At 44.7% G+C, this 15558-nt stretch carries 17 protein-coding genes; 16 read left to right on the top strand and 1 reads right to left on the bottom strand.

Features of this window, described 5'->3' with window-relative positions; all coding sequences use genetic code 11:
- Nucleotides 1-270: 270 nt before the first annotated feature.
- From DW938_RS04235 to thrC, 11 genes are all read left to right on the top strand, one after another.
- Nucleotides 271-831 carry a site-2 protease family protein gene (locus DW938_RS04235; RefSeq protein WP_147342356.1) on the top strand — a complete coding sequence of 187 codons (561 nt, stop codon included), beginning with the start codon at nucleotides 271-273 and terminating at the stop codon, nucleotides 829-831.
- A 167-nt stretch (nucleotides 832-998) separates the two neighbouring features.
- Complete coding sequence (locus tag DW938_RS04230; protein ID WP_117905167.1) at nucleotides 999-2852, top strand: TIGR03960 family B12-binding radical SAM protein; 1854 nt, start codon at nucleotides 999-1001, stop codon at nucleotides 2850-2852.
- Nucleotides 2839-3540, top strand: a complete 702-nt coding sequence (locus tag DW938_RS04225) for a TIGR03936 family radical SAM-associated protein (protein WP_118123978.1) — start codon at nucleotides 2839-2841, stop codon at nucleotides 3538-3540. The genes DW938_RS04230 and DW938_RS04225 overlap by 14 nt, the downstream gene beginning before the upstream one ends.
- A 191-nt stretch (nucleotides 3541-3731) precedes the next feature.
- Nucleotides 3732-4076 (top strand): 50S ribosomal protein L19, encoded by a 345-nt coding sequence (rplS, locus tag DW938_RS04220; RefSeq protein ID WP_022286692.1) that lies wholly within the window; start codon nucleotides 3732-3734, stop codon nucleotides 4074-4076.
- 448 nt (nucleotides 4077-4524) lie between these two features.
- Entirely contained in the window at nucleotides 4525-5355 is an 831-nt protein-coding gene (locus DW938_RS14725; RefSeq protein ID WP_181984368.1) for a DUF6291 domain-containing protein, read from the top strand.
- A gap of 415 nt (nucleotides 5356-5770) precedes the next feature.
- Nucleotides 5771-6406, top strand: a complete 636-nt coding sequence (lepB, locus tag DW938_RS04210) for a signal peptidase I (RefSeq protein WP_051706514.1) — start codon at nucleotides 5771-5773, stop codon at nucleotides 6404-6406.
- Nucleotides 6403-6972: a signal peptidase I gene (lepB, locus tag DW938_RS04205; protein ID WP_117876152.1), complete on the top strand. Its 570-nt coding sequence runs from the start codon at nucleotides 6403-6405 to the stop codon at nucleotides 6970-6972. Before lepB (DW938_RS04210) ends, lepB (DW938_RS04205) begins: the two co-directional genes overlap by 4 nt.
- Before the next feature lie 20 nt (nucleotides 6973-6992).
- Nucleotides 6993-7889 carry a ribosome biogenesis GTPase YlqF gene (gene ylqF / locus DW938_RS04200; protein ID WP_022286696.1) on the top strand — a complete coding sequence of 299 codons (897 nt, stop codon included), beginning with the start codon at nucleotides 6993-6995 and terminating at the stop codon, nucleotides 7887-7889.
- Between the two features lies 1 nt (nucleotide 7890).
- Nucleotides 7891-8505, top strand: coding sequence for a ribonuclease HII (locus tag DW938_RS04195; RefSeq protein WP_038671652.1), 615 nt, complete (start codon nucleotides 7891-7893; stop codon nucleotides 8503-8505).
- Nucleotides 8483-8875: a YraN family protein gene (locus DW938_RS04190; protein ID WP_118059584.1), complete on the top strand. Its 393-nt coding sequence runs from the start codon at nucleotides 8483-8485 to the stop codon at nucleotides 8873-8875. Before DW938_RS04195 ends, DW938_RS04190 begins: the two co-directional genes overlap by 23 nt.
- A gap of 148 nt (nucleotides 8876-9023) precedes the next feature.
- A complete protein-coding gene (gene thrC, locus DW938_RS04185) occupies nucleotides 9024-10514 on the top strand; it encodes a threonine synthase (protein ID WP_181982503.1) in 1491 nt (496 codons plus the stop codon).
- A gap of 72 nt (nucleotides 10515-10586) precedes the next feature.
- Here the strand turns inward: thrC and DW938_RS04180 are convergent, their stop codons facing one another.
- The gene (locus tag DW938_RS04180; protein ID WP_117856355.1) at nucleotides 10587-10751 is read right to left on the bottom strand and encodes a DUF1540 domain-containing protein; all 165 of its coding nucleotides are present in this window, start codon (nucleotides 10749-10751) and stop codon (nucleotides 10587-10589) included.
- A gap of 96 nt (nucleotides 10752-10847) precedes the next feature.
- On the opposite strand from DW938_RS04180, the gene DW938_RS04175 reads away from it, so the two are divergent.
- The 5 genes from DW938_RS04175 to DW938_RS04155 all read left to right on the top strand — a co-directional run bounded on the left by DW938_RS04175 (nucleotide 10848) and on the right by DW938_RS04155 (nucleotide 15542).
- Nucleotides 10848-11558: a metallophosphoesterase gene (locus DW938_RS04175; protein WP_118123976.1), complete on the top strand. Its 711-nt coding sequence runs from the start codon at nucleotides 10848-10850 to the stop codon at nucleotides 11556-11558.
- Nucleotides 11559-11630: 72 nt separating this feature from the next.
- The gene (gene tig / locus DW938_RS04170; protein ID WP_117891741.1) at nucleotides 11631-12911 is read left to right on the top strand and encodes a trigger factor; all 1281 of its coding nucleotides are present in this window, start codon (nucleotides 11631-11633) and stop codon (nucleotides 12909-12911) included.
- Between the two features lie 63 nt (nucleotides 12912-12974).
- Nucleotides 12975-13565: an ATP-dependent Clp endopeptidase proteolytic subunit ClpP gene (gene clpP, locus DW938_RS04165; RefSeq protein ID WP_022286703.1), complete on the top strand. Its 591-nt coding sequence runs from the start codon at nucleotides 12975-12977 to the stop codon at nucleotides 13563-13565.
- 14 nt (nucleotides 13566-13579) lie between these two features.
- Nucleotides 13580-14845: an ATP-dependent Clp protease ATP-binding subunit ClpX gene (gene clpX / locus DW938_RS04160; protein WP_117856358.1), complete on the top strand. Its 1266-nt coding sequence runs from the start codon at nucleotides 13580-13582 to the stop codon at nucleotides 14843-14845.
- A 406-nt stretch (nucleotides 14846-15251) separates the two neighbouring features.
- Complete coding sequence (locus DW938_RS04155) at nucleotides 15252-15542, top strand: hypothetical protein (protein ID WP_117856359.1); 291 nt, start codon at nucleotides 15252-15254, stop codon at nucleotides 15540-15542.
- Nucleotides 15543-15558: the final 16 nt, after the last annotated feature.

The raw sequence follows: 15558 nt of genomic DNA, 5'->3' as shown, positions 1-15558 counted from the left end.
CATAGTGCCAAAATGTAGGGGACGGCGCCCTCGACGTCCCGCTATCCCTCGCCTGCGGAATTATTGGCAAACGTCACAATAATGTATCCCGAATAATTCGGCATCAGGGGTGTGATAATCACAGCGTTGCCCCTCCATTTAGCAACCAAAAAAATCCCAATATCGAAGATATGACAGTTATGGTGTTATCTCTCCGAGCGGGACGTCGAGGGCGCCGTCCCCTACACATTATTTGAGCAAATTCCGAATATACATATTTCGGTGATGAACTTGTTTAAGCTAAAAATCAAAAATACGACCTATGGCGTTTCATTCAGCTTTTTCTTTGTTATAGCCCTCGTGACGATATGCTCTGCGACCCAAACGGAAAAATTGCTCATGACCCTTGTGAGCTGCGCACTCCACGAACTGGGTCACCTTGTACTCATGACCGCTTTCGGAAGCTCTCCGCAAGAAATTGTTGTCTATGGAGGCGGTATCCGCATTACTCCTGATAATAAACAGCTTTCTAAAAATCACGAGCTTGTTGTGCTTTTCGCAGGACCTGCCGTGAACTTTATGCTCTGCCTGCTGTCATATATGGCAAGTGGTGGTGGCTTTTTCTGTCAGGTGAATTTTCTGCTTGGTGCGCTAAACCTACTGCCCTTTCGCTATTTTGACGGCGGCAGGATACTCGCCTTGCTTGCCAATGGCAAGGTCTGCGAGTTTTTCAGGGCGGTATTTATTCTGCTCTCAGCGGCGGCTATGATACATATGATACTCCACGGCACCGTCAGCATATCCTTCGCCGCAACTTTTTGTTTTATCGTCCTCTCGGAAGTCATATATTAACACTTTGCTTATTGCTTTTGTAATAAATATTTGGTATAATAATATGAAATGCTTATGTATCTGTAGGGGCGAACAGTGTTCGCCCGTTTCACCTCACTTTGTGTATTGCTCTCGCTTTACTGGGTGCGGTGAGATAGTACAGACATTCAATATCGGAGGATAAAACGTTGGAAGAACTGAAAAAGAAAATAGAAAAGCTGCTGCTTAAAGTTCAGCGTCCGTCAAGGTATATAGGCGGCGAGGTGGGCAGCGTTGTAAAGGATAAGGATAAGGTGGACGTGCGCTTCGCCTTCTGCTTTCCTGATACTTATGAGGTGGGTATGTCACACCTCGGCATGAAGATACTCTATGGTCTGAAAAATGCCCGTGAAAACTGGTGGTGCGAGCGTGTCTTTATGCCTGAAGAGGACTATAACAAGCTCATGCGTGAGAACGATATCCCTCTTTACGCTCTTGAGAGCCTTGACCCTATAAAGGATTTCGACTTCATCGGCTTTACGCTCATGTATGAGCTTTCTTATAATAATGTATTGGAAATGCTCGACCTTGCAGGTGTGCCGGTACTTGCAAAGGACAGAACTGAGCTTACACCACTTGTTATCGCAGGCGGTCCGTGTGCCTGCAACCCTGAGCCTATGGCTGACTTTTTCGACCTGTTCATTCTTGGCGAGGGCGAAGAAGTCAACGTGGAGCTTCTTGAACTTTACGAGAGAATGAAGCCTTTGAAGCCTACAAAGCAGGAGTTTCTAAGAGAAGCCGCAAAGCTTGAGGGCGTTTATGTTCCGTCATTCTATGACGTTGATTACAATGAGGACGGTACTGTGAAGTCTATCACGCCAAACGTCCCCGAAGCTCCTGCAAGGGTGAAAAAGCGTGTTATAAAGGACTTTGACAAGGTATATTACCCTGAGGGATTTGTTGTGCCGTTCACTCAGATAGTCCATGACAGAGCGGTGGTTGAGGTACTGAGAGGGTGCATAAGAGGCTGTCGATTCTGTCAGGCAGGCTTTATCTACCGACCTTTCAGAGAGAAAAGCATCGACACCATAAAGAACGAAACAAAGTCCCTTTGCGAGCAGACAGGCTATGAGGAAGTGTCCTTGTCGTCTTTGTCTACGAGCGATTACACTGAGATAAACAAGCTTTTGGAAAATCTTGTGGAATACACCGACGGCGAGCAGATAAACCTTTCACTGCCTTCGCTGCGAATAGACAATTTCAGCGAAGAGCTTTTGGAGAAAATAAAGTCCGTAAGAAAAAGCGGTCTGACCTTTGCTCCTGAGGCAGGCACACAAAGGCTTCGTGACGTAATAAACAAGAACATCACCGAGGACGAGATAATGCGTACCTGCCGCACTGCCTTTGAGGGCGGATACAGCACTGTAAAGCTTTATTTCATGCTTGGTCTGCCAGAGGAAACGCTGGAGGACGTTGAGGGTATCGCAAAGCTTGCTCAGAAAGTCCTTGACCTTTATTACGAAACACCAAAAGAAAAGCGTGGCAAGAGCGTGCAGATATCAGTTTCTACTGCAACGTTCGTACCAAAGCCTTTTACTCCGTTCGAGTTCGAGCCACAGGCAACTCCCGAGGAGATAAAAGAGAAACAGGAACACCTTTTCAAGAGCCTTACAAGCCGTAAGATACGCCTTAGCACTCACCAATCCTATACATCTATATTGGAAGCGGTTCTTGCAAGGGGCGACAGACGTCTTGGCAAGGCAATATACACCGCATGGAAAAAGGGCTGCTATCTTGACGGCTGGGACGAGCATTTCAAGGCTGACAAGTGGCAGGAAGCATTTGAGGAGTGCGGGCTTGATACAAGCTTCTATGCTCACCGCAGACGTTCTTATGACGAGATAGCGCCGTGGTCGCACCTTGATTATCTTGTGAGCCATGAGTTTTTCGTCCGTGAGAACAAGAAAGCACATCAGGCAGTGACTACACGAAACTGCAAAGAGGGCTGTTCGGGCTGTGGCATAAAATGCGAATACGGAGGTGTTTACTGTGGCAAACGCTGAGCCGAAGAATGTAAATCTACGTTTGGAGAGATTTGAATACAGAGCGGTATTTTCCAAAACGGGCAGGGCGAAGTACATTTCTCATCTTGACCTTATGAGAGCCTTTCAGCGAGTGTTCAAAAGGGCGCATCTGCCAATATGGCACACTCAGGGCTTCAATCCCCATGTGTATATAATGTTCCCGCTTGCATTGCCCCTTGGCACTGACAGCAGGGTAGAGATAATGGACTTTGCTCTCACTGAGGATATCCCATACAGCGAGGTCTTGGAGCGAATGAACGCACAAACGCCTGTGGGGCTTGAGATAGTGAGCGTCTCAAAGCCTGAGCATAAGCACACCGATATTACAGCGGCGGAGTATGTGGCAAGGCTGAAAACAGATAAGAGCGTACATGAAGTGGCGGAGCTTTTCGGCAAGTTCATGGCACTTGACAAGATAGAGATAGAAAAGCGAACCAAGAAAAAGACTATCAATCTTGTGGATATAAAGCCGCATATCACAGTGCTTGACAGCAAAGAGCTAGAGGACAGCTTTGAGGTGACTTTAAAGCTGCCCTGCGGAAGTTCTTTCAATCTTAATCTGAACGTAGTCATAGACACGTTCTGTGAGCGTTATGGTATAGAAATATCGGAAATTTATACAGAACGTACAAAAATACTCATGGCAAACGGCGAAAATTTTATATAAATATCCTTGCAAAAGGTTTTGAGATGTGGTATAATATTAAAGCATTTGAATTACCGTCGGTTCTTCCGACGAGAGTTAATGCCACGCCTTTGAACGAAAGGCACGACATTAAAGCGGGCAGTCCTCTGGCTTTGCAGCGATAGCTGCCATAAAGCGTATGAATGTCTGAAAATATTAAGGAGGAATTTAAAGTGGACGCTTTAAAGCAGATTTCTAATTCAAGCCTTAAATCCGAGGCACCTGTTATCAACGTTGGTGATACAGTAAAGGTACACGTAAGAATTACAGAGGGTGACAAGTCCAGAATCCAGGTATTCGAGGGCACAGTTATCGCTAAGAAGCACGGTGGAATCCACGAGACATTCACAGTTCGTAGAGTAGCTCACGGCTGTGGAATCGAGAGAGTTTTCCCTGTTCATTCACCTGTAGTTGAAAAGGTAGAGGTTGTACGCAGCGGTAAGGTTCGCCGTGCTAAGCTCTATTATCTCCGTGACAGAGTTGGTAAGGCAGCTAAGGTCAAGGAAGCTATCAGATAATTCTTTCTATAAAAACGAGTCGGCTTTGGTCGGCTCTTTTTTTTATATCCACGACTGAGTTATTCGCACGATATACGGTAGGGGCGAACAGCGTTCGCCTGCATATATCGCCCGACAATTTTATGATATTCGTACATTCGTTATATTTTCACAAACCATGTAGGGCGTCGTCCCCTACAGTTCTGAATTTGTACAAGTTCTGAGCATGGGCGAACACTGTTCGCCCCTACAGATTATTTGGGATAGTTTGTCTTGCCGCAAAATCACATGACATTTCACCGTCACATTGCACAAAATATCAGCACTTGATTTGTGCAAACAAATGATTTATATTTTAATTTGGCAACATTTCTGCAATTGTTGCATTTTTTATGCAACAAAAAAGGTCTTTTTCGGGATAAGTAGAGGGGGATAATTTCCTCTGCTTCACAGAGAAAGGACGATAAAAATGGCAAAGAATTTTCACACAGACAACAAAGCGTTCATGCTTTACAAAGACTGGGAGGACATTTTTCAGGCGCTTGACAGCAGGGAAGAGATAGGCGAGCTTGTCATGGCGCTGTTTGCTTATGCAAAGAGGGGAGAAACTCCAAAGCTGTCAGGCGGAGCAAAGATAGCGTTTCTTATGATGAGGGCTGCTATCGAGCGTGACGGCATTGCATGGGAAGAAAGGTGTGCTCAAAGGAGCGAGTGCGGTAAAAAGGGCGGCAGACCTAAAAAGTCTGATGAGTCAGGGAATACTGATGAAAAAGCTGAGCAGACAGCTGCATCAGCAGATAATGCAGAAGAAAAACCAAAAGCTTTTTCACAAACCAAAAGGTTTTCAGAAAAAGCAAAAAAAGCTGATAAAGATATAGACATAGATAAAGACAAAGACACAGATATAGATACAGATAAAGATATAGATACAGATATAGATAAAGACAAAGATAAAGATAAAGCTATAGATAAAGAGAAAAAGAAAGACGCAGGGACAGCGGAGTCTGTCGTCAGGTCTTTCGGCACACACAAAAATATAATGCTCACATCAGAGCAGTATAACGAGCTTGAAAGCAGGTGTCGGTCTGTCGGTCTGTCTTTAGAGAGCTATATATCTAAATTATCTCAATGGCTGTTTACCAAGGGCAGGCACTGCACAGACCCATACCGCATAATCTCAGGCTGGCTTGACAATGATTCAAAGAGAAAGACTGCGGCAAAGCCCAAAGAAAGACAAGGCTGCGATCTGTCGTGGTATGATGACTTTGCCATGAATGTTGATCTGTCAAAGTTCCTGTAGGGGGTGTTTTGCTGTACTTGCGATATCTGCACGATGTATGTGTAGGGGCGAACGCTGTTCGCCTGTCGAAGTAATAAGCCCACGGCAACAACAAGGTTCGGCAGCAAAAAATTCTCCCCCTACAATTCTGAATTTACAGCAAATCCTAAGCACGGGCGAACACTGTTCGCCCCTACAGATGTTGCCGATAGTTTCTTCTGCCGCAAAATCGCTACGCTCGGTGCTTGTGCACAACTCTGTTCAGCTATGCTCATTCCTCATTCCTCACTCCTCATTCCTCACTTAAACCCTCCGCTCCCCCTATCTAAAAGAAATTTTCCTTACCCCCTTGTAATTTGTTTTGAAATTTGATATAATAAATCTATATGAGTATTTGACGGCTTTTGTCGTCTTTGGATAAAGGATCGAGGCTTTTATGGACGATAATAAAAAATTCGGCGACGTTTCTCAGGAGGATATTGACAAGGCTAAAAAAGCCGCCCCTGACGACCTAAAGGAAAAACAGCCCGTGAATGTTATGGACGAGGTCTTTGAATGGGCTGAATCTTTCGTGTTCGCTATGTTTATGGTGATCCTGATATTTACTTTCTTCTTCAGGATAGTTCTTGTTCAGGGTCCTTCTATGCGTGAAACTTTGCAGGATCAGGACAGACTTATAATCACTCACATAAATTATACACCGCAAAAGGGCGATATAGTTGTTATCAACAGCGAAAAGCTCGGTAAAACTATCATCAAGCGTGTTATCGGCACAGGTGGAGATAAGGTTGTCGTTGATTATAATAACAATACGGTTACTGTCAACGGTAAGGTCATTTCAAATGACAATATCAGGGAAGCTATGTATAACACTAACCTCTTTGATGAGGAATATGAAGTGGAAGAAAATGTTTTTGAGTATGACGTGCCTGAGGGCAAGCTGTTCGTCATGGGTGATAACAGAAATAATTCCACAGACAGCAGAAGGATAGGCTTTATCGACCCATCTGACGTGCTTGGTAAGGCAGTTTTAAGGCTTTATCCATTTGACAGCTTTGGTAAGGTAAGTTGAAAAAGCAGGGCAAAAGAGCTGTTGATAATCTGTTCGACTTTCTTGAGATAATAGTCATGGCAATGTTCGTGGTCGTGCTTGTTTTTACTTTTGTGTTTAGAACAGTGAATGTACAAGGACAGTCAATGCAGGACACTCTTTTTGAAAATGATTCTCTTGTTATATCAAAACTGCTTTATACGCCAAAGCAGGGGGATATAGTTGTGGTCAACTCGTCTGTTCTTGACAATAGGATAATCAAACGTATCATTGCCGTTGAAGGGCAAAAGGTCGAGATAGACAACAGGTCGGCTATAGTCAAGGTCAACGGAGCAGTGCTTGATGAGAGCTATATTAAGTGCGACGGCAGCTTTGACGATGAGTATTTTGATGAAAGATACTATAATAAAGAAAGTGAAGTTTATGAATATGAAGTGCCTGAGGGCTGTTGCTTTGTAATGGGCGACAACCGAAATCATTCCACAGACAGCCGTGTAATAGGATATGTGCCTTATGACGAGATAGTCGGCAGAGTTTTGTTCCGATTTGCGGCAGGCAATGATGAGGGCGTTGGTAAGGTAGATTGAGTTAGAGTAAGGAGGAAGATATGAGCGAAGTATCTCACGTTCAGTGGTTTCCTGGACATATGGCAAAAACACGCCGCATAATGGCGTCAAATCTGAAGCTTGTGGACGCAGTTGTGGAAATAACTGACGCTCGTATCCCGTTTTCAAGCAGAAACCCTGAAATGAAGCGTATCGTAGGCTCAAAGCCAAGGCTTGTGCTTCTCAACAAGGCTGATTCAGCCGACCCTGAGGTAACGGCAATGTGGTTGGACTATTATGCAAAACAGGGAATAACTGCTCTTGCTACAGATTGTAGGAGCGGCAAAAACGTAAGCAAGTTTTATGGAAAGCTCAAAGAGCTTTTAAAGGACGATATTGAGAAATGGAATGCCAAGGGTATGTCTGGCAGACCTATAAGAATAATGATAGTGGGTATACCAAACGTGGGCAAGTCGTCATTTATAAACAGACTTGCAGGGTCAAGGCTTGCAAAAGTCGAGGACAGACCCGGTGTTACAAGAGGTAAACAGTGGGTGAAGCTTGACGAGGGCTTTGAACTTTTGGATATGCCGGGTGTGCTGTGGCCTAAGTTTGAGGATAAGCTTGTTGGCGAAAGGCTCGCATTTACAGGTGCAGTCAAGGACGATATCATGGACATGGAATATCTTGCCTGTCGTCTGCTTGAGTTTTTGAAAGAGAACTATCCTGAGCTTATCGAGAAACGTTATGGCATAAGAACCGATGATATAGAGCCTGCTGACGAGGAAACTATCGGCTGTGTGGTAGGCTTTGAGCTTCTTGAAAGAATAGGCAGAAAGCGTGGCTTTTTAGTTTCTGGCGGAGAGATAAATACCGAAAGGGCAGCCATTACAGTTATGGACGAGTTCAGAAACGGTACTCTCGGCAGACTTACTCTTGAAAAACCAAAGGGGTATTGATATGACGCTCAGCGAGTTTGACAACGAGATAAGAAAAGATTATAACGTGGTGTGCGGCTGCGATGAAGCTGGCAGAGGTCCTCTTGCAGGAGATGTGTTTGCAGCGGCTGTGATATTTGATAAGGACACAGTTATAGAGGGGATAAACGACAGCAAAAAGCTTACAGCGAAAAAGCGTGAGGAGCTTTTTGATGAGATAATGGAAAAAGCAGTTGACTTTTCTATACAGACCGCAACCGTGGAAGAGATAGAGGATATAAATATACTTAACGCCGCAATGCTTGCAATGAAAAGAGCGGTGGAGGATATGGATACCAAGCCTGACGTCTGCCTTATCGACGGGAACAAGACCCCTGAGGGGCTTGAGTGTCCAGCCATAGCGGTGGTAAAGGGAGATGCCAAAAGTCAGGCAGTGGCGGCGGCTTCAATTCTTGCAAAGGTTGCAAGGGACAGGTATATGGAGCAAATGGCTGAACAATATCCTGAGTATCGGTTTGAGAAGCATAAGGGCTATGGCACAAAGCTCCACTATCAGATGATAGACCAGTATGGACCGTGCGGGATACATAGAATGAGTTTTCTCAAAAAGTATTATGCAAAGAAAAACGGGCATTGACCATACCCAGCGCCGAAAGGCGGGCAATATCGGGGAGGACGCAGTTTGCGGCTTTCTTGTAAGACACGGGTATGAGATAATAAAGAGGAATTTTACCGTCAGAGGCGGTGAAATAGATATAATCGCAGAGAAAGCGGATATCATAGCCTTCGTGGAGGTCAAAACTAGGGAGCATGGCTCTCTTACCTCCGCTGAAGAAGCTGTTGATCCGGTCAAGCAGCGGCGTATCGTTCAGACAGCACAGGCTTTTTGTAAGGGGATTTTAGAGCCTGTGTGCTGTCGGTTCGATGTTGCGGCGGTGGAGCTGGAGAACGGCAGAGTCAAAAAGCTAAGATATTATGTGAACGCTTTTGATGCAAGTATGAAATAAAGACCATGGGTCGGATATGCCGAACGAACTGTGTCTGTAGGGACGAACACTGTTCGCCCGTGACGTGGAATGTTAGACGTTATCTGAACAAATGGTCTGTAAATAGCCGACACCTGTCGGACATCTAAAACAAGAAGGGTTGTTGTTTATGTTTTACAAAAGTACAAGAAACAGCGAAGTAAAGGTTTCGTCTGCACAGGCGATAGCACAGGGCATTTCTGAGGACGGCGGTCTTTTCGTTCCGTCTGAGATACCTGCCATAACACTTGATGATATCAAGGCTCTTGGCGAAAAAAGCTACGCTGAGAGAGCATTTTTCGTTTTCTCAAAGTACCTCACAGATTTCACAGAGGCTGAGATACGCTACTGTGTAGAGGGTGCTTACAACACAAAGAATTTCGACACAGACAATATTGCAGAGCTTGCTCACCTTTTTGACGGCACTTATATGCTTGAACTGTGGCATGGTCCGACTTGTGCATTTAAGGATATGGCTCTCCAGATACTTCCATATCTGCTCACGACTTCTATCAAGAAGCTTGGCGTTGACAAGAAGGTAGTTATCCTCGTTGCTACATCAGGCGACACTGGCAAGGCTGCTCTCGAGGGCTTCAAGGACGTTGAGGGTACAGAGATACTGGTGTTCTATCCGGAGGACGGCGTTTCAGCTATGCAGAAAAAGCAGATGACAACTCAGGAGGGCGGCAACGTTGGCGTTTGCGCTATCAAGGGCAACTTTGACGACGCTCAGACAGGTGTTAAAACTATCTTCACAAGCAAGGAAACTGCCGACAAGCTTGCTGAGAACGGCATGATGTTCTCCTCTGCAAACTCTATCAACTGGGGCAGACTTGCACCACAGATAATCTACTATGTATCTACATACGCTCAGCTTGTTGCTGACGGTGAGATCGAGCTTGGCGACAAGATAAATATCGTTGTTCCAACAGGCAACTTCGGTAATATCCTTGCAGGCTACTATGCAAAGCATATGGGCGTTCCTGTTAATAAGCTTATCTGCGCTTCAAACGCAAATAACGTCCTCACAGACTTTATAAAGACAGGTATTTATGACAGAAACCGTCCGTTCCATACAACTATCTCACCTTCTATGGATATCCTTATTTCCTCTAACCTTGAAAGACTTCTCTATCACCTTAGCGGTTGTGACGACGCTCAGATAAGAGAGTGGTTCGGCAGCCTTTCCAAGACTGGCAGATATGAGGTAACAGACGAAGTGAAGAAGGCTATCGCTGACGAGTTCTATGCAGGCTGCTGCGACGATGAGCAGACAAAGGCTTGCATTAAGGAGATCTATGACGAGTATTCATACACCTGCGACACTCACACAGCCGTTGCAGTTAAGGTGTACAAGGACTATGCGGCTGCTACAGGCGACAAGACAAAGACTGTTATCGCTTCAACAGCAAGCCCATATAAGTTCTCAGGCTCAGTTCTTGCAGCTATCGGTAAGGATACAAACGCTGACGAGTTCGGTCTTGTTGACGAGCTTGCCGAGGTTTCAAAGATACCTGTTCCTGCTTCACTTGCTGCACTTAAGGATAAGGAAGTAAGATTCACAAAGGTGATCGACAAGGCTGATATGAAGGACTACATCTACTCAGCTCTGGGTATTTGATATGTACCCGTCCGACTATTGTCGGGCGGAGGTCAGCGCACAGCGTATGTCCACTGACCATGGCAAGGGAAATTAGCCTCTTGCCTTGAATGTCTTGCACTCTGTTTCGTCACAGCAGTTAGGGTCGGTGCAGGTACAGCCTACATTGATCTTGCCTGCGGTACATTCGCAGTTGTTGCTGTTGTAAACGCATTTGTCTACGTTGCAGTGGATACCGTAAATTCTATCCTTCTCCATTTGTACATCGCTCCTTCCGCAGCTTTTTGCTGCAAAAGTAGTATGTGCATGAGTGATTGGGATAATACATGAAGTTTCTGGAATGGAGGAAAAACCGTGAGCCTATTTGCCATTGCCGACTTGCATTTGTCGCTGGGTACAGATAAACCAATGGATATATTCGGCGGCTGGTCTGACTATGTGACAAAGCTTGAAACAAACTGGCAGAACAAAGTTCGTCCTGAGGACACCGTGGTGATACCCGGCGATATCTCGTGGGGAATGAGCCTTGAACAGTCCAGAATGGATTTTGAGTTTATAAACAAGCTCAACGGCAGAAAAATAATATCCAAGGGCAATCACGATTATTGGTGGAACACCAAGAACAAAATGGATAAATTTTTCGCAGAAAACGGTTTTGATACCATAAATATCCTGCATAACAATCATTACAGCTATGAGAGCTACGGCATATGCGGAACAAGAGGCTGGATAAGCGATAATGGTGAACCTGCAGATCAGAAGGTTCTGGCAAGGGAAGCAGGCAGACTTGCGCTCTCTATCGAGTCTGCTCAAAAGGCAGGCTTAGAGCCTGTGGTGTTTTTGCATTATCCGCCGCTTTTCGGCAATAGCTGCAATTATGATATGCTTGAAGTGCTTCATAAATACGGCATAAAAAAGTGTTTTTACGGACACCTTCACGGAAGAGCCCACGCTTATGCAATAAACGGCACTCGTGACGGAGTGGAATATCGGCTTATAGCTAGTGATTTCTTGCATTTTGACCCATTGGACATAACGAAAATTGTGCAAAGTGACAATTTATAAAAAAATGCTGGAAATGACAATATATTTGTGCTATAATGTATAAGATACATTTATATAATGGAGGAATAATAAATGAGTTTAAAAGCTACAAACAATGTTGAAACCAATAAGTACGAGCTTGAGATCGAGATCTCTGCTGAGGATTTTGAGGCTGCAATAGAGAAAGCTTATCTTAAAGCAAGAAAGAATATCGCTATGCCTGGCTTCCGTAAGGGCAAGGCTCCTAGAAAGCTTATCGAAAAGGAATACGGCGAGCAGGTATTTTTTGAGGACGCTGTAAATCTTCTGTACGCTCCTGTTGTAAACGGCGCAGTTGAAGAGTCCGGTCTGGAACTTGTTACTCGCCCAGAGGTAGAGGTAACTGAGATCAGCAAGGAAAACGGCGTAAAGCTTAAGGCAACTTGCATCACAAAGCCTGAGGTTGAAGTTAAGGACTATAAGGGTATAGAAGTTGAAAAAGTTGTCAATCCTGTAACTGATGAGGATATCAATAAGCAGCTTGACGCTCTCAGAGAGAAGAACGTAACAGTTGAAACTGTTGACGACAGAGCAGCTGAGAATGGTGACGACGTTGTTATCGACTTCGAGGGCTTCAAGGACGATGTTGCTTTCGAGGGTGGTAAGGCAGAAGATTTCACACTGTCACTTGGAAGCGGTCAGTTCATTCCTGGCTTTGAGGATCAGATCGTTGGTCACAATGCCGGTGAGGAGTTCGACATCAACGTAACATTCCCTGAGGAGTATCAGGTAAAGGAACTTGCAGGCGCACCTGCTGTATTCAAGATCAAGCTCAAGAGCATATCAAAGAAGGTTATGCCTGAGCTGGACGATGATATGGTAAAGGATTCAACAGAGTTCGATACAGTTGACGAATACAAGGCTGACGTTAAGAAGAAGCTTGAGGAAGCTAACGAGAAGCACGCTGATTCTGAGGTAGAGGCTAAGATATTCGATAAGGTCATCGAGAACATGACAGCTGAGATCCCACAGGTTATGTTTGACAACAGAGTAAACGAGATGATCAGCGAGCTGGAGCAGAGACTTGCACCACAGGGCATCTCACTTGATCTCTATATGCAGTATACAGGTCAGACTATCGACACTGTAAAGAAGGCATATGCTGAGCAGGCTGAGAAGCAGGTCAAGCTCAGACTTGCACTTGAAAAGATCGCAAAGCTTGAGAATATCGAGGTAACTGAGGACGAGCTTAAGGCTGAGTTCGATAAGCTTGCTGAGGCTTACAAGCTTGATGTTGACCAGATCAAGCAGTTTATCCATGATGACGACCTTAAGAAGGATATTGCAGTTGGCAAGGCTGTTGACCTTATCAAGGACGCAGCAGTTATAAAGTAAGATAATTTATGCTTTCGCCCGCATGACCTTATGCGGGCGAAAATAGATTAAGGAGGCAATTTTATGGCATTGGTACCTTATGTAGTGGAACAGACAAGCAGAGGCGAGAGAAGCTATGACATTTATTCCCGCCTGCTCAATGACAGAATAATCATGCTCTGCGACCAGATAGACGACGCAGTGGCAAGCGTAGTAGTGGCACAGCTGCTTTATCTTGAGGGACAGGATCCTGAAAAGGATATCGACCTGTATATAAACAGCCCTGGAGGAGTAATCACTGCCGGCATGGCTATCTATGATACTATCCAGTATATCAAGTGCGACGTGTCAACTATATGCATGGGTATGGCTGCTTCAATGGGTTCATTCCTGCTTTCGAGCGGCACAAAGGGTAAGAGATTTGCTCTGCCAAACAGTGAGATACTCATTCATCAGCCTCTTATCGCAGGCGGCGGAATTTCTGGTCAGTGTACAGATATCAAGATACATTCTGACCACATGGTAAAGACCAGAGAGAAGCTCAACAGGATACTTGCCCAGAACACAGGCAAGCCTATCGAGCAGATCAACATCGACACTGAGCGTGACAATTATATGACAGCTCAGGAGGCTCTTGAATACGGTCTTATCGACAAGGTAATAACTAACAGATAGGTTCGGTGAAATAAATGGCTAATGATACAATAAGAAAATGCTCGTTCTGCGGCAAGCCTGAGGACAAGGTTAGAACACTTTTTTCAGCAGGCACGAGCCACATTTGTGACGAGTGTGTACTTTATTGCTATAATGTTCTGGCTGAGCAGGAGGGACTTCCTACAACGAAGCAGCGTGGCAAGGGTAAAAATTCAGCTGACAGCGGCATAACCCTTAAGAAGCCTGCGGAGATAAAGGCAGTTCTTGATGAGTATGTTATCGGGCAGGAGGAAGCAAAGATAGCGCTTTCTGTTGCGGTATACAATCATTACAAGAGAATTTTGTCACTCAATGACGATGATGACGTAGAGATACAGAAAAGTAACGTTTTACTTCTTGGACCAACAGGAACAGGAAAGACTTTGCTTGCACAGACTTTGGCAAGGCTTCTGAACGTGCCTTTTGCTATTGCTGACGCTACTACGCTCACAGAGGCAGGCTATGTAGGCGACGATGTTGAAAACGTGCTTACAAGGCTTATTCAGGCGGCAGATTATAATGTTGAAGCGGCTCAGAACGGTATTATTTATATCGACGAGATAGATAAGATATCAAGAAAATCGGAGAACGTTTCTATCACAAGAGATGTAAGCGGTGAGGGCGTACAGCAGGCACTTCTTAAGATAGTAGAGGGCTGTGTGTCCAATGTGCCTCCACAGGGTGGCAGAAAGCACCCACATCAGGAGTTCATACAGATAGACACGAAGAATATTTTGTTTATCTGTGGCGGAGCTTTTGAGGGACTTGACAGTGTTATCAAGAAGCGTACAGAGTCATCTTCACTTGGTTTTGGCGGAAAGGTCAAGAGCAAGGAGGATGATAACAATGTGATGAAGAGGGTAGTGCCACACGATCTTGTTAAGTTCGGTATCGTACCGGAGCTTGTGGGCAGACTTCCTGTTATCACGGTTCTTGACGAGCTTGACGAGGACGCACTTTGCAGGATATTGACAGAGCCAAAGAACTCGCTTATCAAGCAATATACGAAGCTTTTCAAGCTTGACAACATCGATTTTGAGATCACAGAGGACGCCAAGCGAGAGATAGCCAAGAGGACTATTGAAGAAAAGACAGGAGCAAGAGGACTTAGGGCGATAGTTGAGAAGATACTCACAAAGCTCATGTTTGAAGCGCCGTCTGATGATGAGATAGTTGGCATAAAGATAACAGCTGAATGTGTTCGTGGCGAAGCAGAGCCTGAGATAACTCGTGCGGTAAGTTCGGCCAGAAAGAAAAAATAGTACAAATCTTTGTACAGATAAATGAGAGGCGGAGTATTCTGCCTCTTTTTTTGTTGCATATCTGCATTATCCGCACATTATTTATTTGTTTAACAAACCATGTAGGGGCTGGCGCCCTCGACAGTCCGCTTTTTGGACGTTACATCTTGTAATTTATTGCACAAACTTTGAGAAAACGCACAATTTGTGGTAGGGACGAGCATTGTTCGCTCGTTTCGGTCGCTTGCATAAATTTGTCACAATCAAAAAAATTCGACACTTCGATATCGGGACGTCTGCATTTTGTTGTTTACGATACGAGGTCATGAAGCTAATGGGCGACACTCCCCACTTTGACCGCATTTTCCCTTGAATTATGCGGAAATATGTGCTATACTAAAGAAAATACACTATAGGGGGTATCCATATGAATGAACTTATCCAACAGTTTATTACTGATGAAGTCACTGCTCTTACTTACTCCGACCTTTGGAACTTCGTCAACTCCAACTCCATTTGCCGTGGTACTTTCGAGGGCAATAATCACATGATCATGAAAATCTCCTCTAATCAATTCATTATTTATCGTATTTGCCTTGGTATGGAAAACACCAAATATCAGGAAGCTGTTCTTGTTGCAAAAACCTACCTGCTTAAAAAGATAAACAGCATGGCTTATCAGCTTCATTTAGAGGATATTCAGAACATTTTAGACTAATTGCTTTTTAAGGAGA

It is taken from the genome of Ruminococcus sp. AM43-6 (assembly GCF_003461785.1).
GTDB classification, from domain to species: domain Bacteria; phylum Bacillota; class Clostridia; order Oscillospirales; family Ruminococcaceae; genus Hominimerdicola; species Hominimerdicola aceti.
Note: the sequence above shows the minus strand (reverse complement) of the source record. Positions and strands in the feature narration are given on the sequence as shown.

What these genes read in the sequence shown, in the direction of transcription:
- DW938_RS04180 (WP_117856355.1), bottom strand. Translation starts at nt 10,751, where the DNA reads ATGGAGAAGGATAGAATTTACGGTATCCACTGCAACGTAGACAAATGC.
- clpP (WP_022286703.1), top strand. Translation starts at nt 12,975, where the DNA reads ATGGCATTGGTACCTTATGTAGTGGAACAGACAAGCAGAGGCGAGAGA.
- DW938_RS04195 (WP_038671652.1), top strand. Translation starts at nt 7,891, where the DNA reads ATGACGCTCAGCGAGTTTGACAACGAGATAAGAAAAGATTATAACGTG.
- clpX (WP_117856358.1), top strand. Translation starts at nt 13,580, where the DNA reads ATGGCTAATGATACAATAAGAAAATGCTCGTTCTGCGGCAAGCCTGAG.
- lepB (WP_051706514.1), top strand. Translation starts at nt 5,771, where the DNA reads ATGGACGATAATAAAAAATTCGGCGACGTTTCTCAGGAGGATATTGAC.
- DW938_RS14725 (WP_181984368.1), top strand. Translation starts at nt 4,525, where the DNA reads ATGGCAAAGAATTTTCACACAGACAACAAAGCGTTCATGCTTTACAAA.
- DW938_RS04155 (WP_117856359.1), top strand. Translation starts at nt 15,252, where the DNA reads ATGAATGAACTTATCCAACAGTTTATTACTGATGAAGTCACTGCTCTT.
- DW938_RS04190 (WP_118059584.1), top strand. Translation starts at nt 8,483, where the DNA reads ATGCAAAGAAAAACGGGCATTGACCATACCCAGCGCCGAAAGGCGGGC.
- tig (WP_117891741.1), top strand. Translation starts at nt 11,631, where the DNA reads ATGAGTTTAAAAGCTACAAACAATGTTGAAACCAATAAGTACGAGCTT.
- ylqF (WP_022286696.1), top strand. Translation starts at nt 6,993, where the DNA reads ATGAGCGAAGTATCTCACGTTCAGTGGTTTCCTGGACATATGGCAAAA.
- thrC (WP_181982503.1), top strand. Translation starts at nt 9,024, where the DNA reads ATGTTTTACAAAAGTACAAGAAACAGCGAAGTAAAGGTTTCGTCTGCA.